This is a genomic window from Roseibium sp. RKSG952 (genome assembly GCF_009711355.1).
Genome location: NZ_SMMF01000950.1, coordinates 99,070 through 121,980 on the forward strand (window position 1 = coordinate 99,070; position 22,911 = coordinate 121,980).

At 56.8% G+C, this 22,911-nt stretch carries 19 protein-coding genes; 14 read left to right on the plus strand and 5 right to left on the minus strand.

What is annotated here, in order from left to right; genetic code table 11:
* The 9 genes from E1297_RS33235 to E1297_RS33275 all read left to right on the plus strand — a co-directional run bounded on the left by E1297_RS33235 (position 1) and on the right by E1297_RS33275 (position 9,366).
* The gene (locus E1297_RS33235; RefSeq protein WP_155145673.1) at positions 1-1,314 is read left to right on the plus strand and encodes a TRAP transporter large permease; all 1,314 of its coding nucleotides are present in this window, start codon (positions 1-3) and stop codon (positions 1,312-1,314) included.
* Positions 1,315-1,321: 7 nt separating this feature from the next.
* Positions 1,322-2,248 (plus strand): hypothetical protein, encoded by a 927-nt coding sequence (locus E1297_RS33240; protein ID WP_155145675.1) that lies wholly within the window; start codon positions 1,322-1,324, stop codon positions 2,246-2,248.
* 139 nt (positions 2,249-2,387) lie between these two features.
* Positions 2,388-3,047 carry a DUF4129 domain-containing protein gene (locus tag E1297_RS33245; protein WP_196223461.1) on the plus strand — a complete coding sequence of 220 codons (660 nt, stop codon included), beginning with the start codon at positions 2,388-2,390 and terminating at the stop codon, positions 3,045-3,047.
* On the plus strand, positions 3,044-4,357 hold the full coding sequence (locus E1297_RS33250; RefSeq protein ID WP_155145679.1) for a hypothetical protein: 1,314 nt from the start codon (positions 3,044-3,046) through the stop codon (positions 4,355-4,357). Before E1297_RS33245 ends, E1297_RS33250 begins: the two co-directional genes overlap by 4 nt.
* Positions 4,347-5,303, plus strand: a complete 957-nt coding sequence (locus tag E1297_RS33255; protein WP_155145681.1) for a MoxR family ATPase — start codon at positions 4,347-4,349, stop codon at positions 5,301-5,303. Before E1297_RS33250 ends, E1297_RS33255 begins: the two co-directional genes overlap by 11 nt.
* Positions 5,304-5,401: 98 nt before the next feature.
* Positions 5,402-6,583, plus strand: coding sequence for a DUF58 domain-containing protein (locus tag E1297_RS33260; protein WP_155145684.1), 1,182 nt, complete (start codon positions 5,402-5,404; stop codon positions 6,581-6,583).
* Positions 6,583-7,578, plus strand: coding sequence for a stage II sporulation protein M (locus tag E1297_RS33265; protein WP_155145685.1), 996 nt, complete (start codon positions 6,583-6,585; stop codon positions 7,576-7,578). Before E1297_RS33260 ends, E1297_RS33265 begins: the two co-directional genes overlap by 1 nt.
* Positions 7,575-8,468 carry an RDD family protein gene (locus E1297_RS33270; protein ID WP_155145687.1) on the plus strand — a complete coding sequence of 298 codons (894 nt, stop codon included), beginning with the start codon at positions 7,575-7,577 and terminating at the stop codon, positions 8,466-8,468. Before E1297_RS33265 ends, E1297_RS33270 begins: the two co-directional genes overlap by 4 nt.
* A gap of 121 nt (positions 8,469-8,589) precedes the next feature.
* Positions 8,590-9,366 carry a hypothetical protein gene (locus E1297_RS33275; RefSeq protein ID WP_155145689.1) on the plus strand — a complete coding sequence of 259 codons (777 nt, stop codon included), beginning with the start codon at positions 8,590-8,592 and terminating at the stop codon, positions 9,364-9,366.
* Between the two features lie 109 nt (positions 9,367-9,475).
* On the opposite strand, the gene E1297_RS33280 is transcribed toward E1297_RS33275, so the two are convergent.
* A complete protein-coding gene (locus E1297_RS33280) occupies positions 9,476-10,360 on the minus strand; it encodes a LysR substrate-binding domain-containing protein (RefSeq protein WP_196223462.1) in 885 nt (294 codons plus the stop codon).
* 99 nt (positions 10,361-10,459) lie between these two features.
* On the opposite strand from E1297_RS33280, the gene leuB reads away from it, so the two are divergent.
* From leuB to E1297_RS33305, 5 genes are read left to right on the plus strand one after another with little or no spacing between them, the layout of a single operon-like run.
* Positions 10,460-11,545 carry a 3-isopropylmalate dehydrogenase gene (gene leuB, locus E1297_RS33285; RefSeq protein WP_155145692.1) on the plus strand — a complete coding sequence of 362 codons (1,086 nt, stop codon included), beginning with the start codon at positions 10,460-10,462 and terminating at the stop codon, positions 11,543-11,545.
* Positions 11,542-13,206: a GMC family oxidoreductase gene (locus E1297_RS33290; RefSeq protein WP_155145694.1), complete on the plus strand. Its 1,665-nt coding sequence runs from the start codon at positions 11,542-11,544 to the stop codon at positions 13,204-13,206. The genes leuB and E1297_RS33290 overlap by 4 nt, the downstream gene beginning before the upstream one ends.
* Complete coding sequence (locus E1297_RS33295) at positions 13,203-14,684, plus strand: aldehyde dehydrogenase (protein ID WP_155145695.1); 1,482 nt, start codon at positions 13,203-13,205, stop codon at positions 14,682-14,684. The genes E1297_RS33290 and E1297_RS33295 overlap by 4 nt, the downstream gene beginning before the upstream one ends.
* Before the next feature lie 13 nt (positions 14,685-14,697).
* Positions 14,698-16,035 carry an MmgE/PrpD family protein gene (locus E1297_RS33300; protein ID WP_196223463.1) on the plus strand — a complete coding sequence of 446 codons (1,338 nt, stop codon included), beginning with the start codon at positions 14,698-14,700 and terminating at the stop codon, positions 16,033-16,035.
* A complete protein-coding gene (locus E1297_RS33305) occupies positions 16,032-17,582 on the plus strand; it encodes a trimethylamine methyltransferase family protein (RefSeq protein ID WP_155145699.1) in 1,551 nt (516 codons plus the stop codon). Before E1297_RS33300 ends, E1297_RS33305 begins: the two co-directional genes overlap by 4 nt.
* Positions 17,583-17,680: 98 nt before the next feature.
* Here the strand turns inward: E1297_RS33305 and E1297_RS33310 are convergent, their stop codons facing one another.
* The 4 genes from E1297_RS33310 to E1297_RS33325 all read right to left on the minus strand — a co-directional run bounded on the left by E1297_RS33310 (position 17,681) and on the right by E1297_RS33325 (position 22,842).
* Positions 17,681-18,826, minus strand: coding sequence for an iron-containing alcohol dehydrogenase (locus E1297_RS33310; RefSeq protein WP_155145701.1), 1,146 nt, complete (start codon positions 18,824-18,826; stop codon positions 17,681-17,683).
* A 65-nt stretch (positions 18,827-18,891) separates the two neighbouring features.
* Entirely contained in the window at positions 18,892-20,274 is a 1,383-nt protein-coding gene (locus E1297_RS33315; RefSeq protein WP_155145703.1) for an aldehyde dehydrogenase family protein, read from the minus strand.
* Between the two features lie 90 nt (positions 20,275-20,364).
* Complete coding sequence (locus E1297_RS33320) at positions 20,365-21,717, minus strand: glutamine synthetase family protein (protein WP_155145705.1); 1,353 nt, start codon at positions 21,715-21,717, stop codon at positions 20,365-20,367.
* Positions 21,718-21,810: 93 nt separating this feature from the next.
* Positions 21,811-22,842, minus strand: coding sequence for a TRAP transporter substrate-binding protein (locus tag E1297_RS33325; protein WP_155145707.1), 1,032 nt, complete (start codon positions 22,840-22,842; stop codon positions 21,811-21,813).
* Positions 22,843-22,911: the final 69 nt, after the last annotated feature.

Sequence of the window (22,911 nt, forward strand, 5' to 3'; positions counted from 1 at the left end):
ATGGAAAACGTATCAATCATCATCCTCTTTCTCTTTGTACTGTTCACCTTGCTGGGCACCGGTGTTTGGGTCGGCCTTGCCCTGATGGGCGTTGCATGGGTCGGGATGGAACTGTTCACGACCCGGCCTGTCGGCGATGTCATGATCACGACGATCTGGTCGGCTTCATCCTCATGGACCCTGACGGCACTGCCCATGTTCATCTGGATGGGTGAAATCCTCTATCGAACCCGATTATCCGAAGACATGTTCAAAGGTCTTTCTCCGTGGATGGCCCCCCTGCCCGGCGGTCTGGTGCACACCAATATCGTCGGCTGTACGGTCTTCGCCGCGGTGTCCGGATCCTCCGCTGCAACGCTGACCACGGTTGGCAAGATGTCGATCCCTGAACTGAGAAAGCGAAACTACCCCGAACGCATGATCATCGGCACTCTGACAGGTGCTGCAACGCTGGGCCTTATGATCCCTCCTTCGCTTACGCTGATTGTTTACGGCGTCACCATCAATGAATCGATCACCAAGCTTTTCTTTGCCGGCATCCTGCCCGGGCTGGTGCTGGCCGCGATGTTCATGGGCTACGTGGCGATCTATTCGAAATTCGGCAAAGACTGGAATCCCAACAACGAAGGCAAGCTGAGATTTTCGGAGAAAATCAAGAACTCGCGCTTCCTGCTGCCGGTGATCCTGCTGATCATGGTGGTAATCGGATCGATGTATCTGGGATATGCCACCGCGACCGAGGCTGCGGCCTTTGGTGTGATCGGAGGGCTGCTGCTGGCCGCAGGTCAAGGGTCACTGACTTGGAAGACATTCACCGAAAGCCTGATGGGTGCCACCAGAACCAGCGCGATGATTGCACTGATCCTTGCGGGCGCTGCGTTCTTGTCCCTATCCATGGGCTTCACCGGACTGCCGCGCGGTCTGGCCGATCTGATTGCTGGGTGGGAGCTGACGCGGTTCGAACTGCTGATGGTCCTGCTGGTCTTCTACATCATTCTGGGCTGTTTTCTTGATGGTATCTCCTCGGTGGTGCTGACGATGGCTGTGGTCGAACCGATGATCCGGGACGCAGGCATCGACCTGATCTGGTTCGGCATCTTCATCGTTGTCGTCGTCGAGATGGCGCAGATCACACCGCCGATCGGGTTCAACCTGTTCGTGATGCAGGGCATGACCAACCATGAGATGAGCTATATCGCACGCGCTGCCATCCCGATGTTCCTGATCATGGTTCTGATGGTGTTTGTCCTGATCTGGTTCCCAGAACTGGCCACCTGGCTGCCAGAGAATCTGCGTCAGAGGCCGGGAGGATAATCCGGCCTTGAACCCGCTCCATCTTGCGGCCCGCCACGGACCTTACGTATTGGTCGCAGGTCTGTTGGCGGGCCTTGCATTGCCAGCACTTGCCGAACCGATGCGGGATTTTTTGCCGCCGCTAGTCGTGCTGTTGTTGTTCGTCACCGTGCTGCGAATGGAGCCTGCAGCCATTCTGGGCTCGCTGACAGAACTGCCGAAAGTGATGTTGACGGTTTTAAGCATTCAGCTGCTTCTGCCGTTGGTTATCGTAACAGTGGGGATTGCGGGTGGCTGGATCGGCACCCCACTGTTTTTGTCGATGATCATCATGGCCGCGGCGCCGTCGATTTCTGGCAGTCCCAACATGTGCATGATGATGGGGCATCCGCCCGAACACGCCATGAGATTGATGGTTGTGGGTACCGCCCTGTTGCCCCTGACGGTGGTGCCGATTTTCTGGCTGTTGCCCGAACTGGGCGGGGTAAGCGCGGTATTGTGGGCAGCGCTTCGGCTGTTCCTGACGATTGCCCTAGCAACAATTGCTGCTGTGGCGGTGCGGCGGACCGTTTTGCGCAATCCATCCGAGAACACGCTTCTGAGTCTCGAAGGCGCCGCCTCGATCACGCTTGCGGTTTTTGTGATAGGTCTCATGCCATCCGTCAGCGCAGTCGCGTTGGCCGATCCGGCGCGCGCTGCCTTCTGGATCGCCTTTGCCTGCGCTGCCAATCTGGGGGCGCAGTTCATCACGTTTCAGTTGACCCGCAACAGGTTGTCGATGCCAAAGGCGACTGCCCTTTCGTTGATCGCGGGGAACCGGAACATCGCACTATTTTTTGTATCACTTCCACCCGAGGTTACCGCCCCGATCATGGTCTTTATTGGAGCCTATCAAATACCGATGTATCTGACGCCGCTGATCATGCGACCGCTCTATCGCAGAGGTCAGACCTGACGAACTGCAACACCTATTGCTCTCATTTAGATACCGGGGATTTGTCGTATTGCATGCAAAACACCGGTGATCTATCGATACGCTAATGCGTTGTGTTTTTGCGTTGATTTTCTCTTTTTTCGCGTGCGCGGCTTCCCATGTGATCGCGCAGGAAGCGGTCATTGATCCTCCTGAACTCAGTGAGTCCGGCAGGGCCTATTTGGATGCGATCCGATATCACGGCATTGACAGCGACGTCGTGTATTTTGATCCGACGCGTCCAGCCCCACCGCTTGAGACAGATGCCAAGCCAAAGCCTGAGCGTTCAGAGGAAAACCGCTCCTGGACCTTTTCAGGAGGGTCTCAAACGACAACAGTCATCATTATGCTGTTGATTTTGGGGATCCTGGTGGCATTCGTCTACTTCACAGCAGGTGGAACATCCGTTTCATTCAGCAAAGGCGTAGAGAACACCCGACGCAAATCGAGGCAGAAATCCAACAGTGATGGGCCTGACCCAGCGGACCAATCCGATCTGGACACAATCCTCAATATTCCAGACCGCCAGCTTGCACTTATTGGATTGGCACAGCTTGCCCTGACGCGATGCCTGAACGCAAACGGCGTCCTGTTCAAACGCAGCTGGACACATCGTGAAGCCCTGCGAAAGCTGCCGCAAACACTGTCTTACATCCAAGACCTGCGGGCGCTGGTTCTGGACAGTGAACGTGTCCATTTCGGCGGCCGCTCGATCAGCGAAAGCGACTTTGCAGCACATGTCGCGCGGGTTCGACCGATATTGCGGGAGACACGCGCATGACGGACATCAGTCAGACCAGTCCCCCACCTCAGATCAGGCTGGATTGGGTCATAATCGCTCTGGTGGTTCTGTTGTCTCTGGGTGTTTTCCTGTATCTCGCCGCACAACGCCAATATGTATTGCGCGAATCCACCAACGGCTTTGACGGACTGAAAATCTGGCTGAACAGCGAGTCTCAACCGACCCAGAGCTTCACGGGTGGCTGGCCATTGGATCGCAGCACCATCGGATTGTTGGTCCAGCCGATATTCGACACGCATCCCGATACAGATCGAAAGGCTGCCCGAACCAAAGAAGAATTGCTGCTGCAGACAGACGAATTTGATCAGCAGATCGATATCATTCAGGAGAAAGCCGGTTCCGTTCAAAGCCTGATCATTCTGCCCAAGTGGCGCAGCGGCATGCGGCTGACAGGGTACGGTCATCCTTTTCTGCTGGCGCCACGCGGTGATGTTCAAACGGTTCTGCATCAGATCGTCGGCCCGGATGTGGGTCAGGTGTTTTACATGCGCACCCCTTTCTCGGACTTCGATTATGACGGGGATAGGGAAGTGCTGGCCGCCCGAGTTTACGCAGGACAGGCATTCGAAGGGATCGGATGCGAGCCAGTTATCGGCAGACCGGGCGCGATGCTACTTGGCCTTTGCCCATTACCCGGCGACGAAGACCGGGATCAGGTCTATGTTCTGTCCGATCCGGATGTTCTCAACAATCACGGTTTGCGACTTGGCGAAAACGCTCTGATTGCCGCGCAACTGCTGCCGCAAATCGCAGGGGAAAACCGGATCGTCATCGATTACAGCGACAGAAACTGGCTGACCGAGCCGGAGCAGATCGTCCAGAGGGAAAGAACTTGGGAAGATCTGGCGCGTTTGTTCGAGTATCCGTTCCGGATTTTGTGGATCGGGGCGGCCTTACTTCTGGCGCTTGCTATCTGGCGCGGTGGCATTCGTAACGGGCCGGTCACCAATGATGGTCCATCGCTTGGCACTGGGAAGCGTGCAGCCAACCGGGCGCGGGCGCGATTGATGCGGCTGACCGGGCAGGACGGCGCATTGCTGTCAGATTTCGTCAATACCCGCATACGTGCACAAGCGGCCGAGGTATTTGGACCGGGACATGTGGTCAATGGCGGCGTCGAAGCCGCCTACCTGCGATACATGCGGGCGCGCCAGCCTGCACTGGCCGCTGAACTGACTGACCTGCTGGGAACAATCCGGGGACTACCTGCGCATCTGAATGCCAGCGACGCCATCACTTATATAGACAAATTTGAATCGATACTGGAGCGATTTGCCGATGACGCTTGATGAATTGTTTGCCCATGCCGAGGCTCTGCGCACGGAGATCGGCAAAGTCGTTCAGGGACAGGAAGAGGCCATCGACCTGCTGCTGACTGCCCTGTTTTCACGCGGCCATGTGCTGTTGGAAGGGCCGCCGGGAACAGCCAAAACCCTGCTGGCGCGCAGCTTTGCAGGTGCCCTCAACCTCGCGTTCGGACGTATTCAGTTTACGCCTGACCTGATGCCGGGCGATGTTCTTGGAACTTCGATCTACAATTTTCAAACCAGCGAATTCGTTCTGACCAAAGGACCCGTCTTCAGTCAGATCCTTCTGGCGGACGAGATCAACCGGGCACCCCCAAAGACACAAGCAGCGCTGTTGCAGGCCATGAACGAACGGATGGTGACCATAGACGGTACTGACCACGATCTGGGATCGGAATTCATGGTAGTCGCCACTCAGAACCCGATTGAGCAACAGGGAACCTATCCCCTGCCCGAGGCGCAGCTTGACCGCTTTCTGTTCAAGATAAACCTGACTTTCCCGCCCGAAGATGTCGAACTTGCCATTCTGCGCCAGCACGCTGCTGAACCTCTGGATTTCCTGACGGCAACACAGGCGGTTGCACCGCTATTGGACGGCGAAACCACCGCCGCTGCGCGCAGCCTGATCGATGGCATCGTTCTGGATGACGATATTCTGGCCTATATCCTAAGGCTGGTGCGCGCGACGCGAGAGAGTTCGGACATCGCCTTTGGTGCATCAACCCGGGCTGCAGATGCTATCGCCGGGGCCGCCCGTGCGACTGCCGCCCTGAACGGGCGCGACTTCGCCATCCCGGATGACGTCAAAAACCTGATTATTTACGCTTTGCAACACAGGATCGTTCTCAGCCCCTCTGCTGAAATCGAAGGGCGCAGCGCCCGGCAGGTTCTTGAAAACATCCTCAACCAGATCGAGGCCCCCCGCTGATCCGACCATCGCAAAAATTGCTGGTTGCGGCCTGTGTAGCCCTTTGCCTGTCACTTGCAGCGATCGTGCTGGGTGACGCAACCCGAAACGTGGCCGTCATGCCCTGGATTTTGCTCGGTGTGATTGCAGCGGTGGATCTGCTGTTGTCCTGGCCCCGCCGCCGATCAATCTCAGTGGAACCGGTGGGGGAGGTCTTTGTTGGCGAACCTTTCGGCATAGCGCTGGAGGTTTCACCTTCCACGGTGGGCCTGCGCGGGCAACTTGATTGGCCCGAAGGCCTGAAGGGCCCGTCAGAATTTGATCTCGGGATCGGCAAGGCCACAATCAAAGGCGAGGCTATTCGGCGTGGCACATGGGTTTTTCCAAACGTGTGGCTGTTCTGGTCCTCGCGCCTGACACTGTTCGAATTTGTGCCTAAGATCAGTTTTGGGCTTGAGGTCGCGGTCGTACCCAATATCCGCCGCGTCCAGTCAGGCGAAATATCCACGACCGTTCAATCCCGGCTGTTTGGCGTCAAGGAAAACCGCGCCATTGGTGAAGGGACAGAGTTCCATCAATTGAGGGATTTTGTACCCGGAATGGATGCCAGTTCAATCGACTGGAAACGGTCAGCGCGCCATCGTTCGCTGGTCGCGAAAGAGGTTCGCGCAGAACGCAACCATCATGTGATCATCGCGCTCGACAATGGATATCAAATGCGCGAAGAGATCGCCGGGCTACCAAAGATCGACCATGCGATTACCGCAGCTTTGGCGACGGCATGGGCCGCAGCAATCGGCGGCGATCTGGTTGGGTTATACGCCTATGACGCAGAACCGCGGCTGTTTTTACCACCAGAGCCCGGACGCGCAGCCTTCACAAGACTGCGTAGCCGCACCGCAGAGCTAAGCTATGAAAGCCGCGAAACAAACCATACACTGGCCATGACCGAACTGAACAGGCGTACACCAAAACGTAGCCTGATCATCGTGTTTTCCGATTTTGTCGATACTACCTCGGCCGAGTTGATGGTCGAGAATGTTGGTGTTCTGGCAAAGCGGCATCTGATCGTGTTCGTTGCACTGCGCGACCCGATCTTGGAAGCTCAGGTAAAAAGCACTCCCTCAGACATGAACGGCGTCGCCGAAACGGTGTCCACCGGACAGTTGCTGCATGAACGACGCGTGGTACTCGAGCGTCTGCATCAGCTAGGGGTCACCATCATCGACACGGAACCAGGTAATGTTTCAGCGCGGCTGATCTCGACCTATCTGGAAATCAAAGCGCGGGAGATGATCTGATGTCAGACAGTGACCTGATCCGCTCTGCCCGTTTCCGGCAGGAGCGCGAAGCCGACTGGGTAAAGCTGTCGGCGTTGGTCGACAAAGCCGAAAATCAGGGTATGCATCGCCTGAGCTTTCAGGAAGCGCGTGATCTGGCCGATCTTTATCGTCAGGCAACCACATCGCTGTCCATCGCGCGTGAGATTTCACTGGATCGCGGGCTGCTGGACTATCTTGAGGCACTGACAAGCAGGGCATATCTGAGCGTTTATGCGCCACAGCAACGGCTCGGCGGTATCATCCGCAGATTTCTGACCAGCGGAGGGCCAAGGGCCATGCGCGCCTCGTGGCGGGTTTTGTTGCTTGGGTTCCTCTGCATGGCAGCAGGGGCAGTGGTTGGCTATTTCTTTTATTTCGACAATCCCGAATGGTTCTACGTCTTTATGCCTTCGGAACTGGCCGGGGGGCGCAGCCCTGACGCCAGCACCGACTACCTGCACGCGCAGCTCTATGGAGAGGAAGACGGATCGGGGCTTGGCGCATTTGCGACTTACCTCTTCTCGCACAACACCCGCATTGCCATTTTCGTTTTTGGTCTGGGTGCCTTTCTGTGCGCACCATCCATCCTGCTGACATTCTATAACGGGCTGATCTTAGGTGTTTTCTTTGCACTTCATGTCGACCGAAGCCTTGGCTGGGATCTGTTTGGCTGGCTCTCCATTCACGGCGTGACCGAGCTTTCGGCGATCTGCATAGCATGCGCCGGTGGCTTGAAGCTTGGGCTTGCTGTGCTGTTCCCCGGCAATCAGACCCGCGCTTCTGCATTGCGGGCTGCAGGCCACGATGCAGTCAAACTGGCCATGATCGCGGCCATGATGCTGGTCGTTGCTGCGTTACTCGAAGGGTTCGGGCGTCAGCTTGTTCAGGACCAGAGCACACGCATTGCAATCGGCTGGGGCGTAGGTGCTTTGTGGTTGCTGTGGTTTGCACTGGGTGGAAGGGAGCGGTCATGACCATTCGCCCGATGGATCAGTTGCTGCCACCCGAAGGGGTGCCACTGAATTTCAGGATCGCTGGCATCGGTGTGCGGACGACGGCACAAATAAGCGATCTGCTGATCACAGGGATCGGTGCTTTGGCGCTGTTTCTGCTGACGCTGGGCTTGGACATCGTGACGCCTGGAACCGCGATTGCCATCGCCTCGATGTTGTTCTTTTTCATCCGCATCCCCTACTACGCGATGTCTGAACTGATCTGGAATGGCCAGACCATCGGCAAGCGGCTCATGAAGATCAAGGTCGTTGCGTCGGATGGGCAGGCGCTGACAACGCAATCACTTGTCGTGCGCAACCTGATGAAAGAGGCCGAGATTTTTCTGCCGGGCACCCTTCTGCTGACACTGGATGCGAACCAGATGGTGCCCTCGATCATATCACTTTTATGGATCATGGCCGTATTGGCTGTTCCGCTGTTCAACAAACGTCGCAGACGGCTGGGCGACATCATTGCGGGAACATATGTAATCCACCTGCCCAAACCGGTTCTTCTTGAGGACATGTCAAAGGTGATCAGGCAACCAGTGGCAGACGAGCAGAAGTTTCGTTTCCTGACCCATCATCTGGAACATTACGGCGCGTTCGAGCTGCAAACACTTGAAGGGTTCCTGCGCGCAAGCGACAGGCCCAAAGGTCCCGCAGCCTACAAGCGCCACAAGGAAACCCTTGCAGCAATCGTTGATCAGATCAGGCGTAAGATCGAATATGCCGATCCCGTCCGGGCACAGGATCAGCAAGCTTTTCTTGAGGCTTTTTACAAAGCGCAACGCGGATATCTTGAGCAGCGGCAGCTCTTTGGCGACAAACGCGCTGACAAATATCATGCCGCGCAGGATGATCAGGCCTGAGATAGCCTGTTGTAATTTTACACTGACGAGAGCAGGCTCTGCGCATTTCTTCTTGCGGATGAGTGCCGCTGCGAGGCTTTATCTCAATCAGATAGTCTAAGATATTGATGAGGTATTCAGTATGACAGATGCAGTTAACTCTGGGGCACATACCCCTTTTGGTGTCGGATCGGTTGTCGGCGACTCTTTTTCAATTCTGTTCAGCAAGCTTCCCGTGGTCGCGCTTCTGGGCTTCATTCCGGCGTTGTTCGATGTAATTTTGACCAACTCCATGAACTTGGACACCACCACAAGCCTTGAGCCGGGTGCTGAATTCGACACAGCCGGTTTCGTTGGCAGGTTCGGTGTGGCGTTTCTGTTCAGCCTGGTGATGATGTCGATCATTACGGCAACTCTGGTTCAGTTTTCTTATGACGCCAAACTTGGTCGGTCGGCTCAGATTGGTCGCTATTTTTCCACCGCAATCAGAAATCTACCTGCCATCATTGTGTTGTCGATTGTAGCTTCGATCCTGTACGCAATCGGCTTCATGCTGTTGATCATACCCGGTATCTGGCTTTACGCCGTTTTCTCGATGCTCGTACCCGTCATCGTAATCGAAGGTGCGGGATTTAGCGCCCTAGGTCGCAGCGCCGAACTGACCAAAGGTTACCGCTGGCCGATTATCGGGGCATTGTTCCTGATATTCCTCTGCCTGTTCCTGTTCGGCTTCGTGACCGCCTTTATCCTGGCAGCTATATCAGGTGGCTCTCTCTTTGGACTTGGAGTGCTTCTTGAGACAATCATCAACGCAATCTCTTATGGTTTGGCGAGTATCGCGATAGCGATGATCTTCGCACGCCTTAAAGAGATCAAAGAAGGTGTCAGCGTTTCCGATCTGGTGGACGTGTTCAAATAATCACGACGCACGGCGCGCAAAAATTAAACCAGCAGCCCTTTCGTAAGGCTGCTGGTTTTTTAATTCTACGGCCAGACGATTAGTGCATTGAGCCTGGCGCACTACCCACTCAGTTAACCTCTCCAATCCAATCCAGAAACAAACCCGTTCCTGGCTTTGATTGCCCTGCGGACGTAATCGAACAAAAGTAACCCCGCTTGGTGTTGCACTCATGTGCGCTGGCCAGTGCCAGTGCGCCGCTGCTCAGATACTCATCCAGTAAGGGTCGCCAGCCGATGCCAATGCCCAATCCGTTCTGGATGGCTCTCAGGTAAACCATGTAGCTGAGGTACGCATCATGGGCCGGTGGCTTTGGGATTTCGATCCCTGTTCCTTCAAAGAACCTTTCCCAGTCACCGTTATGATCCAGTTCGGACATGTGCAAAAGCTTGCGTTGCGCCAGCTCAGCATGGGTTAAACTCTGCCCGTTGTTCAACAGATCGGGATGGCAGACTGCAACCATCCGCTCAGCGAAAATTCGACGACTGCTGGTGCCCGGAACACCCTGTTCACCGAACAATATGACCACGTCACACTTATTGGCGTTGAAATCAGGGTTCTGATCCCGGGTCACGATCTGAATCTTCGTAGACGGATGCAAGGCCTGAAACTCCGCCAGACGCGGTAGCAGATACAGGCTGGTAAAGCCGATACTGGCGCTGACCACGATGGTTTCATCACCGCGCCTGGCCCGTAAGGCATCCATCCCATTTCTGATCGCATCAAAGCCGCGCGACACCGCATCCGCCAGCAACACGCCATCCTCTGTCAATGTAAGGCGCGGCTTGGTCCGCAGGAAAAGCCTGACCCCAAGCTCTGCCTCCAATGCCGCGACATGGCGGCTGATTGCCGGCTGAAGCACATTCAACTCCTCGGCCGCCCGGGAAAAGCTGAGACGGCGCGCTGCTGCTTCGAACGCTTTAATCTGTTGAAGCGGAAGAGATTGGCGCGACATATTCATTCCTTCTAGGAACTATTTTCATTCACCATTTCCATCTTTTTCTCTCATTTCAAGCGCGCAAGTCTATCTCAGCGACCGGTTAGGGAATGATCTATGGAAAAACGGATCCTGGCTTTGGGCGGCGACGGGATTGGCCCAGAGATTTTGGGGTATGGCTTGCGCACGGCAGAGGCTCTGGCGCGACAAGCTGGTATCAAGCTCATAATCGAACAGGATTTGCTGCATGGTGCCTCTTGGGATGCTTTGGGCACTTTCTGTTCGGACGAGGTTCTGCAAAAGGCCCGTCAATCCGATGCGGTTCTGGTTGGTGCTGTTGGCGGTCCTCAATGGGACAACATCCGCGTCTCGGGCGGTGCTGAGAAACAGGATGGCCTGATGTATCTGCGGCACCATCTGCAGACTTACCTTGGCCTGAGACCGGCGCGCGCCTGGAAACCTTTGATGCGCCAAACGCCATTTCGATCGGGCCTCGCGGATACAGCAGATGTCCTGATCCTGCGCGAAATGTGTGGCGGGGCGATGTTTGCGCAAGAACGTGGCCAACGGATCAGGAATGGTGTGCGACAGGGATATGACCTGACTGCCTATGATGAGGATGAAGTATCGCGTTTCGCGCGTGGAGGGTTCGAACTTGCGCGCGAACGGCGTGGACGGCTGGTCAGCTGCGACAAATCCAATGTGATGGAAAGCTACAAACTGTGGCGTACAGTGGTGACAGAGGTCGCGCAGGACTATCCGGACGTGGCTTTTGAGAACATGTTTGCGGACAATTGCGCTTATCAGTTGATGCAGCGCCCGGGCGATTTTGATGTGGTTCTGTGCTGCAACCAAATGGGCGATGTACTTAGTGATCTGTCGGCTGTTTATGCCGGTTCGCTAGGAATGCTACCGTCGGCGTCATTGTCCGCCAATCCCGCCAGCGGTCCGGTTTTCGGCATGTATGAAAGCACCGCTGGATCGGCCCCCGACATTGCCGGGCGCGGCATCGCCAATCCAGTCGGTACAATCCTTTCGATCGGCATGATGTTCAAATACAGTTTCGGTCTGCCTGAGTTTGCATCTCTGTTAGAAAACGCTGTCGAAGAAACACTGTATTACGGCATTCTAACGCCGGATCTGGGTGGTGAGGCAAATGGTTCTGAAATGACCGATGCAATCCTTGCACGGGTCACCGGATGAACCCTGCCTACGACTATATCATAGCCGGTGGCGGCTCGGCGGGATGCGTATTGGCGGCCCGGCTCTCAGAAAACCCGGATGTATCGGTCTGTTTGATCGAGGCAGGTGGCAATGGGCGCGACCTTTTCATCCGGATGCCAGCCGGAAACGGATTTGTATTTGGCAATCCACGGCTGGACTGGGGTTACACTTCGGTCCCCCAAACCGGCCTGAATGGGCGCAGCATCTACTATGCGCGCGGCAAGGCATTGGGTGGATCCTCCATCGTCAACGGTATGATCTACATGCGCGGCGTGGCAGCTGACTATGATAACTGGCGTCAACTGGGGTTGGAGGGGTGGTCTTATGCGGATGTCCTGCCCTACTTCCGCCGCGCCGAAGGGTCACGCGATCGTCGGGATGAATGGCACGGCACCAATGGACCGCTCAAAACGGAACCAGCGCGTAATTTCGGTGAAATCGAACGCGCCTTTATCTCAGCCGCCAAAGCAGCGGGACATACGGAGCTTGATGACTTCAACGGATCTGAAAGAACAGGCGTCGCGCGAAACGACAGCACCGTATCAAACGGCATCCGACAATCTTCGGCGATTGCGTACCTGCAGAACCGACACTCAAATCTGACGGTCCGTACAAATACCCAGATCGGGCGGATCATTTTCGAAGGCAAACGCGCAGTCGGAGTTGAAACCACCGATTGTGAGGTCGTCCGCGCAGATCAGGAAATCATCGTATGTCAGGGCGCTTTTGGTTCGCCGCAGCTGCTGATGCTTTCAGGTATCGGGCCAGCGGATCATCTGCGCGAACTGGGAATTGACGTTGTCTCGGATTTGCCTTCGGTCGGAGCTCACCTGGCTGATCACCCGGATGTTTCGATGCAATACGGATCAGAGCGGATCGATCTGAGCCATGCAAAACATCAGCGGCTGGACAAGGCCGCAATCTTGATGGGCAAGTGGCTGCTGAATGGCTCTGGCCCCGGCGGTGGCGCATTTTTTTCAACCGTGCTCTTCCACGCTTTCGAAGACCCTGCCCTGCCTGAGCTTGAGGTGTTTATGACGCCCATGGTGGTCGAGGAGAACCTGGGAAACGGCGCGGATGAGAATGTGCCCCTGCTTCAGCGCCTGGGTCGCAAGCTGTTGGTCCGCGGCCGCAAGATGGCCCGGCCGGGCATTCAGATCGACATCAATCTTGAACGGCCTCAATCAACCGGAACCGTTCGGTTGGCCAATTCCGATCCACGCACGCATCCCTTGATTGATCCGAATTATCTGGCCCACACAAAAGATCTGGATGATCTGAGAAAAGGCGTTGCCGTCATGCGTGAGGTGATGTCTCAACCCGACATCGCCCGATACCACACGGGCGAAATCGGGGTTTGGAAAAATGCGCATACGGAGGCTGAAGTCACCGAAGCGATCCGTCAAAGCGCCTATACAGGGCATCATCCCTGCTGCACAGCTCGAATGGGAGATGTGCTGGACAACGGACTGCGTGTTCAGGGCGTCGACGGGCTGCGCGTTTGCGACGCCTCTGCGATGCCCACTCAAATCACTGGAAACCTCTACGCAACCGTTGTCATGATGGCTGAAAAGGCTGCTGACATGATCCTTGGACGCACACCTTTGCCACCTGAATACCCCGGAAAGAGACCCGAATGACCGAGACACGTATCTTTCAATACTTCGCCAACAATCAATGGCATGACCCGGCCGAAGAGGAATACATCGACAGCGAAAACCCCGCGACCGGAGAAGTTTGGGCCCGTATACCCGATTGCCGCGAAGCCGACGTAAACCGGGCGGTGGCCGCAGCAAAATCCGCTTTTTACGACGGACCATGGGGCCGCATGCAACCTGCCGAGCGTGGGCGGGCTTTGCGTCGGATTGGCGATGTCATCTCAAAATACGCTGACCGTCTGGGTGCGATCGAGACACAGGATAACGGCAAGCTTCCATCGATGATCACGCCGGGGCTGAAACCGGGGCAATGGCAAGTGGACAGCTGGCATTATTACGCGGGTATGTGTGACAAGTTCGAGGGTCGCGTCATCCCTGCTGAAGCACCCAACATCCACAATTACATGACGTGGGAGCCGTTCGGCGTTGTGGCGCAGGTTTTACCGTGGAACTCACCGCTTGGAACACTGATCTGGAAACTAGCGCCATGTCTGGCTGCGGGAAACACCGTGGTTCTGAAACCTTCTGAACATTCCAGCTGCTCGACGCTGGAACTTATGGAAGTTCTGCTCGAGGCCGACCTACCTCCGGGTGTCCTGAACGTCGTCACCGGCTATGGGCCAACGACGGCAGCTCCGATGATCGAACACCCCGATGTCCGAATGGTCAGCTTTACGGGCGGTACCGCAGGTGGAAAGGCGGCAGCGGTCACCGCCGCGCAACAGGTCAAGCCCGTGGTGATGGAGCTTGGCGGGAAATCTCCTCAGATCGTCTTCCCTGACGCGGACATCGAACTTGCCGTCAACGGAGTTGCAGCCGGGATTTTTCCACCGGGCGGTCAAAGCTGCATCTCAGGCTCTCGACTATTGGTTCATGCAGACGTCATCGATGAATTCACTGACAGGCTGGTCGAAGTCGTTCGCAAAGCCCGCGTCGGTGACCCTCTGGATCCGGCAACACAGATCGGTCCAATGGCGAACCGGCCACATTATGAGGCCGTATTGAACCGGATCGCAGCCGCCGAAGCAGCAGGGCACACCCTGCTACTGGACGGGCGCTCAGCCTGCCGAGACGCCGGCTACTACATCGGCCCGACCATCTTTGCCGATGTTCCAAACAGCGCCGATCTTGCCCAGAATGAGGTATTTGGGCCAGTCGTGAGCACCGAAGCCTGGACGGATGAGGCAGACGCAATCCGCATTGCCAACGATACCATCTACGGTCTTGCCGCCGGTATCTGGTCGCGGGATGTGGCCCGCGCAATGCGGTTTGCAGATCGCATCGAGGCAGGCACCGTTTACATCAACAATTACTTCAACGCCGCCACCCAATCACCTGTCGGAGGCATGAAGCAGTCTGGCTATGGCCGTGAAAACGGTTGGGAAGGGATGCGTTGCTTCATGCAGACGAAATCTGTCTGGCTATCGACCGACCCGCATCAACCCGATCCATTTGAATGAAGGACGGCCAATCGTGACTGCAATAAAGCGCCTCGCAAATTTCGCCACATCCGCAAACCCGAGTGATGAGTTGCGGCAGATTATTGCACCCGCTGTCGCTGATTGCTTTGGATGTATCCTCGCCGGGGCCGATGCCGAAGTCACACAACGTGCAATTCGTGCCTTGAGCCGAACAGGCAACGGATCGGCGACAGTCTACGGTAGCGATCAGAAACTGGCGGCGCCCCACGCGGCACTGGCCAACGCGGTCGCAGGTCACGCTTGGGATCTGGACGACTGGGAAGAGCCGGGAAACACGCACCCGACCGTCGTGCTGCTGCCTGCCCTTTTGGCAGCCGCCCATCTCAGCCCCACCAGCGGCAAAGAACTGAGCAACGCTTATGCCATCGGGGCCGAGATCATCATGCGGCTCGGCGAAGCTGTGTCGCTGGATCACTACGCCCGTGGGTTTCACAGCACGGCAACACTAGGAACCATAGGCGCGGCCGGCGCCGTATCCCGATTGTTGCGACTTTCACCCGAACAGACGTCGCATGCGCTGGCACTGTCGGTCTCGCAGGCGACGGGCCTGACCCTTCAATTCGGCTCGAATGCCAAACCATTGCAAGCCGGATGGGCAGCACGAAACGGTCTTGAAGCCGCCTTGATGGCAGCTGAGGGTGTTTCGGCGCAACACCATGTTCTCGACCATCCTCGCGGTTTCGCTGGCCTGTTGGGCGATCTCAATGGAGCGCGGTTTGAAAGGGCTTTGGCCAGTCTGGGCGAACCATGGGCCTTGCAGCAATATGGTCTGATCCTCAAACTCTGGCCCTCTTGCGGATATACGCATCGGTTGATGACGGCCGCGTTGGAGCTGCGCCCGCACATCATCGATCAGTTGGAAAAGGTCACGGCCATATCCGCGACCCTGCCTGACTTTCACTTTGAAATCCTGCCATTTCAGAACCCCATCACCCGGAGCGAGGCTTTGTTTTCGGCGCCTGCCTGTATCGGACAGGCACTTGTGGCAGGTGATCTGACATTGAACGATAGTGAAGCTCGGTTCTGGGAAAGCCCCGAAGTTGCGCGGTTGATCCAGCTAACGACAGTGACGCCAGAACCCGCTCTCCATCCCGAACTGAACTACGACCCGGATCAGCCCGATTGTCTGCGGGTTGAACTTTCAGGGAGCGAGTTTCTTGAGACCCGCTGCGCCTATCCACTTGGTGCGCCCCAAAACCCGATGTCGAACGAACAACTCGCCAACAAGTTCGCCCAAATCACCGGTCGTGACAAAGACGGTTTCTCAGAGCTCATGAACTGGCCAGATGCGCCAGATGTTGAAAATTTTTTCAGCGAGATAGCCAAATGACAGCACGCAGACGCAGCGGCGGGCGCGCAGCCCGAAAAGAAGCGCGCAACGAAGGCGCAGGTTCGGGACCAAGCACTGCTATCTGGCCTGGTATCGAAGGCGGGCAATACGCCCCTCTGACAAACGACGAAATCAGGATGATCGATGAAACGGCGATGCGCGTCCTTGAAGAGATCGGCGTCAAAGGCGCGACCCGAACCTGTATAGATACTGTCTGTGCCGCCGGAGGCTCATTGACCGGAGATGGACGCCTGCTTTTTCCCGAACACATGGTGCGGGAGACGCTCGAGAGAGCAGGTCGAGATTTCAAACTGTTCGGGCAGAGCCCGCAGTTCGATCTGGACCCTTCAGGCGCACGCACTCATTTCGGCACATCAGGGGCGGCTGTGCACATTATCGACAGCCAGACCGGTGACATTCGCGATACCACGCTGCAGGACCTCTATGACATGGCGCGACTGGCCCATGTTCTGCCAAACATCCACATGTTCCAGCGTACGGTTGTCGCACGGGATCTTTCTGATCCACGCGAGATGGATCTGAACACAGCCTATGCCTGCCTGAAAGGAACTGCAAAACCAACAGGAACCTCGTTCGGCTCGACCGAGGCGATGGAAGATGCCGTTCAGATCCTTGAGATGATAACCGGTGGGCCAGAAGCCCTGCGGGCAAGACCGCCAATCTGTGTATCGACCTGTTTCATCGTGCCGCCTCTGACCTTCGCCGAGGAGGCATTGGGCGTCATCGAATGTGCCGCCCGTCACGGTATCCCTCTCAAACTGGTGTCCGCCGGGCAGGCCGGGGCGACTAGCCCTGCCCCACTGGCCGGTGCCGTCGCACAGCAAACCGCCGAAGTCCTGGCGGGCATCGTTTATGTCAACCTGCTGAACCCAGGTCATCCCGCCACATTCGGTGCCTTGCCCTTTGTCAGCGACCTGCGCACCGGCGCAATGTCCGGGGGCAGCGCGGAACAGGGTCTGCTGATGGCCGCCTGCGCGCAGATGGCCCGGTTCTACGGCATTCCCTGCGCCGTCAGCGCAGGCATGACGGACAGTAAGTTGCCTGATTTTCAGGCCGGCTTTGAGAAGGGGTACACCGAATTACTCGCCTCCCTTGCCGGCGCCAATCTGATCTATGAGGCAGCGGGCATGTACGGCTCATTACTGGGCTGCTCACTCGAAAGTTTCGTTCTGGACAATGATCTGATCGGTTCGGTCATGCGCGCAACACGTGGGTTTGAGGTCTCAAAAGAGACATTGTCGCTTGAGGCGATACGCGAGGTTTGTGTGGGTGGGCCGGGTCATTTTCTGGGGCATGGTCAAACCCTGAACAGGATGGAAAGTGACTATTTTTATCCCGCGCTGGCCGACCGGCGCACACCGCAGGAATGGGCAGCGGCCCCCGACAAGGATCTTCTTGAGCGGGCCCGCATCAAAACCCGTGAACTGCTTTCGATGCCTGCGCCCTCTCACATATCGGACAAGCTGGATCAGGAGATCCGAAGCCGCTTTCCCATTCGCAAGCTCGCTGGAAATTCTGACCTTTAACCGGCTACCAACGCAAAACGGCTGATAGCTTTGTTCACAAAAAGGGGCAGGGAAACAATCCCCTGCCCCGCACTGCTCTGCCTGTTTTTTTGGTTGTATCAAAGCGCTGCTTTGAACAATTGCGTCAGATTTTCCTCGGTCAGTTCGATTGGGTTGCCACCGCAGGATGGGTCAATGATTGCGCCCTTTACCAATTCAGGGATCGATGCTTCGGTCACACCCAGTTCCGACAGTTTGCGCGGGATGCCCAATGAATCATTGAACTCCTGTACGAAGGCACGGAATCCGTCGAAACCGCCCTCGATACCCAGATAAGCTGCCGCCGCGTTGAACCGGTCTGCGATAGCCGACGCATTGAAATCCAGAACCGCTGGCATACAAACCGCGTTGGTCGTGCCGTGATGGGTGTTGAACACCGCGCCAATAGGATGGCTCATGGCGTGGATTGCACCCAGACCCTTTTGGAACGCGGTTGCACCCATCGCCGCTGCACTCATCATCTGGGCACGCGCCTCGATATCGGTTCCATCTGCATATGCACGTGGCAGGTATTCCTTGACCAAACGCATGCCTTCCAGCGCAATTCCCTGGCTCATCGGATGGTAGTGCGGGCTGGAATAGGCTTCGACACAATGCGCAAAGGCATCAAGGCCAGTTCCCGCTGTGATGAACTTGGGCATGCCCACTGTCAGCTCAGGATCACAGATCACGACTGTTGGCAGAACTTTGGGATGGAAGATAATCTTCTTCGCGTGCGTTTCAGAGTTGGTGATGACGCTGGCGCGTCCGACCTCGGACCCCGTACCGGCAGTTGTCGGAACGGCGATGATCGGCGCGATAACGTCAGCGTCTGCGCGGGTCCACCAGTCGCCGATGTCCTCGAAATCCCAGACGGGCCGCGTCTGACCGGCCATAAAGGCCACCATCTTGCCCAAGTCCAGACCTGAGCCACCACCAAATGCGATTACACCGTCATGGCCGCCCGCGTTATAGGCAGCAACGCCAGCTTCCAGGTTCTTTTCATTCGGGTTGGGATCCACATCGCTGAACAGGCCGCGGCCAAGACCGGCCGCCTCCATGATATCCAGCGTCGCTGTGGTAATCGGCAGATCGGCAAGCCCTTTATCCGTGACCAGCAGAGGCTTTTTCATGCCCGCAGCCGCACAGGCTTCGGGCAGTTCCTTGATGCGCCCGGCACCAAATTTGATTGCGGTCGGATACGACCAGTTTCCAACAAGGCTCATGTCAGAGTTTCCTTCAAGATAGGGGCCTGCCTCGCCGAGGGGGAAGCGAGGCAGGCATGTCGTCCTTAGCCCGTTACCTTTTTGAGGTGGTAGGATTTGGGACGTGTCAGGTTGTGATAGCCGATGACGGACAAGCCGCCGCCGCGCCCGGTATTCTTGCAACCAGTCCAGCAAAGACCGGGGTCCAGATAGTCCGCGCGGTTCATGAACACGGTGCCGGTTTCAATGGCGTCACCTACCCGTGCCGCGCGATCCACGTCGCGGGTCCACAGGCTGGCGGTCAGGCCAAACTCGCTGTCATTCATCAACGCGATGGCCTCGTCATCCGACGACACTTTCATGATGCCGACCACCGGACCAAAGCTCTCATCCCGCATCACGCGCATATCATGAGTGACGTGGGTCAGGATCTGTGGCGTCAGGTAAGCGCCACCATCATCTTCGGCGAAGGTGTCGATATGGGCTACCGCCCCGGCTTCGACAGCCTCGGCGATCTGCGCTCGGACCTCATCAGCGAACCGGACATTGGCCATCGGACCAATTGTCGTCTCGGTATCCAGCGGATTACCCAGCTTGTAGCCCTTTACGACCTCAACCGCCTTGGCAACGAAGTCATCATAGAGGCTTTCATGCACGTAAATCCGCTCGATCCCGCAACAGCACTGGCCCGAGTTGAACATTGCCCCGTCGATCAGCGTATCAACGGCTGCAGCCAGATCGGCGTCATCCATGACATAACCGGGATCCTTACCTCCCAGCTCGGTGCCAACGCCAGTAAACGTACCCGCCGCCGCGCGCTCCATCGCCTGACCACCACCAACCGAGCCGGTGAAGTTCACGAAATCAAAAGCGTTGCCTGCAATCAGGTCGTTGGTCACATCATGGCTCAGGAACACATTCTGGAACACATCCTCAGGTACACCTGCCGAATGGAAGGCCTGTGCCATACGCTCACCCACCAGCAGTGTTTGAGTGGCATGTTTCAGGATCACAGTGTTCCCCGCAATCAGCGCGGGTGCGACCGTATTGATTGCGGTCATGTAGGGGTAATTCCACGGCGCCACCACAAAAACCACGCCATGCGGGATACGCTTGATGTAACGCTTGAACGTCTCGTCCTCGCCCACGGCGATATCAGCCAGAGACGCCTCGGCAATTTCGGCCATATGGCTGGCGCGCTCGTTGAAGCCGCCAAACTCACCGCCATAACGCACCGGGCGGCCCATCATATGCGCCAGTTCCGGCACGATCTCATCGTTCATGGCCCCAACAGCAGCCACGCCTGCCATCACAAGATCAATCCGATCCTGCAACGGGCGTGCCGCCCATTCAGCTTGTGCGGCCCGCGCGCGCGCTGCGGCTTCAAACGCAGCCTCACGCGACAGAACTTCACGTTCCGCATAAACCGATCCATCGATCGGCGAGATGCATTTCAGTGTCTGGCTCATGCCATCAACTCCACATAGAGGGCGTCTGCGCCCTGCTTCTTCTTTCAGTAACTCTGATAAACATGTGAGGTCGGCCTCACATCCCGTCTGTTACGCCCGCTCAAACCCACGAGCGACTTCCCAATCCGTCACTACGCGCTCGAATTCCTCGATCTCAACCTCGGCCGCCCGGGTATAATGATCGACCACCTCATCGCCCATGGCCGCACGTAACATGGCCGAACCATGCAACGCATCCCGCGCTGCGCGCAGGTTACCCGGGATCATTCCAGTTTCGCCTTGGTACACATCGCCCTTGGTGGGCGGCTGCAACTCCAGACCCTCTTCGATACCCGCAATCCCGGCCGCCAGCATTCCGGCCATTGCCAGATAGGGGTTCATGTCCGAGCCCGGGATCCGGCATTCTACACGAACCGCCTTGGTCCCATCCCCGCACAGGCGGAACCCAGCGGTGCGGTTGTCGACCGACCAGATGATCCGTGTGGGCGCAAAGGTGCCCTTCATGAAGCGTTTGTAGCTGTTGATGTAGGGCGCCATGAAATAGGTATAGTCGCCTGCGTATTTCAGCAGACCCGCCATGTAGCTTTTCATCAGCGCCGACATGCCCAACTCATCCGATGCGTCGTAGAAGGCAGGTTTGCCATCGGACCAGAGCGACTGGTGCACGTGCGAGGAACTGCCGACCTTGTCATGATGCCATTTCGGCAGGAACGTCGCGGCGTGGCCATGCTGCCAGGCAATCTCTTTCACTGCGTTCTTGGCGATCGAGTGATACTCGGCCGTGTCCATCGCCTGTGCGTATTTGATGTTCAGCTCTTCCTGCCCGGTTTCGGCCTCACCCTTTGAATTCTCGACCGGTATACCCGCATTCCACAGATGGTTGCGGATAGGGCGCATCACATGCTCTTCCTTGGTGGTCTGCAGGATATGATAGTCTTCGTTATAGCCCGAGATCGGCTCCAGATCCCGGAAGCCTTCCTTGCGGATCTGGTCAAAGCTCTTCTCGAACAGGAAAAATTCCAGCTCGGTAGCAGTCATCGCGTCATAGCCCATGACCTTTAGACGATTGACCTGCTTTTTGAGGATGGCCCGAGGTGAATGCGGCACCTCATCATGCGTGTGGTGATCCAGCACGTCGCACATCACCATCACCGTACCTTCCAGCCACGGCACCGGTCGCAATGTATCCAGATCGGGTTTCATGACGTAGTCGCCATAGCCCCGCTCCCAACTGGTCGAGGCGTATCCGTCGGGCGTGCCCATCTCAAGATCGGTGGCCAGCAGATAGTTGCAGCAGTGGGTCTCTTCCCACGCGCCTGCCACAAAATGCCCTGCATGAAACCGCTTGCCCATCAACCGGCCCTGCATGTCCACCATGCAAACCAGAACCGTATCTACGGCCCCTTCTGAAACCTGGGTCTTGAGATGTTCGAACGTGAGCATGTGCCACCTTTATGCTGACCGGTCTCAGAGATCACCGGCTATTCAATCCGTTTGACCCGCCCCACAAAAGGGGCGGGTCGTTTTGGCAAAGTCTTAGCCGTAGCGATAAGGCCGGCCAGCTTTTTGCATGGTTGCGTTGTACTGTTTGAAGATTTCGACAACCTTCGCCTTTACAGGGCTTTCGGCTGCGATTTCATCCCAGAACTTGACGGCAGCCTCTTCGACCTGCGCCCATTCTTCATCCGGGATCGTGGTCAGTTTCAGCTTGTCGCCATTGACGCGCAGGGACGCTTCGCCACCCCAATACCACCACTGACGGTAGTAATGTGATTGGTCACAGCAGACCTTGAACAGGGTCTTCAGATCTTCGGGCAGTTCGTTCCAGCGATCCATGTTGGCAAAGAAGTGACCCGCCCATGCGCCCGACACGTTGTTGGTCAGGAAGTAGTTGGTCACGTCCGCCCAGCCGACTGTGTAGTCTTCGGTGATGCCGGACCATGCGATGCCGTCCAGCTCGCCGGTCTGTACCGCAACTTCAATGTCTTCCCATGGCAGGGTGACAGGAACAACGCCGAACTGCGACAGGAAGCGACCCGCTGTCGGGAAAGTAAAGATGCGCTTGCCCTTCAGGTCCGCTAGACTGTTGATCGGGTCTTTGGTCGCAAAGTGGCACGGATCCCATGCACCGGCAGAGATGTGCTTTACGCCGACCTTCGAGTATTCCTCGTCCCAGATCTCATTCAGACCGTACTGGTTGAAGAGAACCGGCACATCCAGCGAATAGCGCGATGCAAACGGGAAGTAGCCGCCAAACACGGTCACTTCGGTCGGGGACGCCATCGAGTCATCATCCGACTGCACCGCATCAATTGTGCCGCGCTGCATGGCGCGGAACAGCTCGCCCGTCGGAACCAGCTGATCTGCATAGAACAGTTCGATCTGCATCCGGTCACCAGCGATGTCGTTGAACATCTTGATTGCAGGGTCGATCACATGCTCGGCCAGTGCCGGGCCCGCATAGGTCTGCATCCGCCATCTGATCGTCGATTGCGCCAGCGCCGGTGTTGCCAAAGCAGCAGCAGGTGCCGCTGCGGCCCCTTTTAGAAATGTACGTCTGTTCGTCATTCTCTCTCTCCGTTGGTCAGTTTCAAATTTGCGAAAGGATATCCCCTCACCCTTGTCCCGGTTGGTCCG

What these genes read in the sequence shown, in the direction of transcription:
- E1297_RS33235 (WP_155145673.1), top strand. Translation starts at nt 1, where the DNA reads ATGGAAAACGTATCAATCATCATCCTCTTTCTCTTTGTACTGTTCACC.
- E1297_RS33250 (WP_155145679.1), top strand. Translation starts at nt 3,044, where the DNA reads ATGACGGACATCAGTCAGACCAGTCCCCCACCTCAGATCAGGCTGGAT.
- E1297_RS33255 (WP_155145681.1), top strand. Translation starts at nt 4,347, where the DNA reads ATGACGCTTGATGAATTGTTTGCCCATGCCGAGGCTCTGCGCACGGAG.
- E1297_RS33260 (WP_155145684.1), top strand. Translation starts at nt 5,402, where the DNA reads ATGCCCTGGATTTTGCTCGGTGTGATTGCAGCGGTGGATCTGCTGTTG.
- E1297_RS33265 (WP_155145685.1), top strand. Translation starts at nt 6,583, where the DNA reads ATGTCAGACAGTGACCTGATCCGCTCTGCCCGTTTCCGGCAGGAGCGC.
- E1297_RS33270 (WP_155145687.1), top strand. Translation starts at nt 7,575, where the DNA reads ATGACCATTCGCCCGATGGATCAGTTGCTGCCACCCGAAGGGGTGCCA.
- E1297_RS33275 (WP_155145689.1), top strand. Translation starts at nt 8,590, where the DNA reads ATGACAGATGCAGTTAACTCTGGGGCACATACCCCTTTTGGTGTCGGA.
- E1297_RS33280 (WP_196223462.1), bottom strand. Translation starts at nt 10,360, where the DNA reads ATGTCGCGCCAATCTCTTCCGCTTCAACAGATTAAAGCGTTCGAAGCA.
- leuB (WP_155145692.1), top strand. Translation starts at nt 10,460, where the DNA reads ATGGAAAAACGGATCCTGGCTTTGGGCGGCGACGGGATTGGCCCAGAG.
- E1297_RS33290 (WP_155145694.1), top strand. Translation starts at nt 11,542, where the DNA reads ATGAACCCTGCCTACGACTATATCATAGCCGGTGGCGGCTCGGCGGGA.
- E1297_RS33295 (WP_155145695.1), top strand. Translation starts at nt 13,203, where the DNA reads ATGACCGAGACACGTATCTTTCAATACTTCGCCAACAATCAATGGCAT.
- E1297_RS33305 (WP_155145699.1), top strand. Translation starts at nt 16,032, where the DNA reads ATGACAGCACGCAGACGCAGCGGCGGGCGCGCAGCCCGAAAAGAAGCG.
- E1297_RS33310 (WP_155145701.1), bottom strand. Translation starts at nt 18,826, where the DNA reads ATGAGCCTTGTTGGAAACTGGTCGTATCCGACCGCAATCAAATTTGGT.
- E1297_RS33315 (WP_155145703.1), bottom strand. Translation starts at nt 20,274, where the DNA reads ATGAGCCAGACACTGAAATGCATCTCGCCGATCGATGGATCGGTTTAT.
- E1297_RS33320 (WP_155145705.1), bottom strand. Translation starts at nt 21,717, where the DNA reads ATGCTCACGTTCGAACATCTCAAGACCCAGGTTTCAGAAGGGGCCGTA.
- E1297_RS33325 (WP_155145707.1), bottom strand. Translation starts at nt 22,842, where the DNA reads ATGACGAACAGACGTACATTTCTAAAAGGGGCCGCAGCGGCACCTGCT.